General features: G+C 68.1%; 1 protein-coding gene. It reads right to left on the bottom strand.

The window, feature by feature from the left end; translation table 11 throughout:
* Positions 1-1,016, bottom strand: a 1,016-nt coding sequence (locus AB0J58_RS45110; RefSeq protein ID WP_364228030.1) for a hypothetical protein, incomplete at its 3' end; no start/stop codon positions are given.
* Positions 1,017-1,123: the final 107 nt, after the last annotated feature.

Genomic DNA, 1,123 nt, shown 5'->3' with positions numbered 1-1,123 from the left:
TCTGTGGTGGCAGGCCACTCCTCCGACAAGGCGAATCTGGCATAGGTGAGCCCGTCGAAGAAGGACGCGCCCTCGTTGAGTGACCGCAGACCGTGGCGGATCGCGTTCGCCGCGACCCAGCGCCGCCAGCCGGGCTCATCGTCCTCCCGGACGGCACAGGACGCCCCGGTCCACCGCCGGCCGAGGTTCTCCCATTCCGCCTTCACCTCCTCCAGCAGGCCGGCGTCGATGGGCAGACCCTTGTGCGCCGCTCGTACGGCGGGGGCGATGAAGGCCAGGTCAAGGTCGAAACGTTCGATCAGGAGGTCGATCAGCCGGAGGAGGACCGCCCGGCGGTCCTCCTCCGGCATCAGACGGAGCCGAGCGTCGAGTTCCGGTTCGTGGTGCCAGAGGCCGACAGGGGTGATCTCCTTGCTGAACGGCAGATCGACCAGGGCCACCTGACGGGGCTCGTCGAACCAGCCGTGTGACAGACGTGCTCCCGTGCTCGCCTCGATGACCGCCAAGACGGCCGCCGCTTGGGCAGGCCGGCTCTCGCCGGCCACGCTTTCCAGCGCCGCCGCCGCATCCCGCAGCGTCTCGGGGGCCTCGCCGTGCAGCGCACGCGGATCGAATCCGGGGATCACGGCGAGCCGTCGGCCGTTGGCCGCGTACTCCAGGAATCTCCCACCCGTGAGGTTCCACGAGACGTGCCACACCTGCGCGTCCTCGCTGAGCCATTCCAAGACGGGCACCTGCGCGGCGTAGCTGAAACCGCCGGGTTCGTACAGCCCGATCGAGTCGCCGAATTCGTCCAGGTAGACGGCCGCGCCTTCAACGGCTTCGGCCTCCTCGTCGAATTCCTCGTCGGACTCCACCAGGGTGGGGCGCCCGCCGCCGATCAGCCGTGAGGCCACGGATGAAAGAGACAGGGACTCTCCGAGCGGCCGGACGACGGTCCAGCTCAGCCCCTCCCAGATCAGGGAGGTCGGCTGAATGAGGCCGCTGTAGTGGTTCACGGCTTCGCGAAAACTCATCTGCGTTCCCTTTTACACGTCGTTGGGGGGGCGAACGGAAGCCGCCGTGGAGACGGAAGCGTCTCCACGGCGGCGTACGGTCACCTGTCGGTGCCGAGATGATACGG

The sequence above is a fragment of the Streptosporangium sp. NPDC049644 genome, from assembly GCF_040675205.1.
In the GTDB taxonomy this organism is placed as follows: Bacteria; Actinomycetota; Actinomycetes; order Streptosporangiales; family Streptosporangiaceae; genus Streptosporangium; species Streptosporangium fukuiense.
This window is presented reverse-complemented; position numbering and strand designations above follow the sequence as displayed.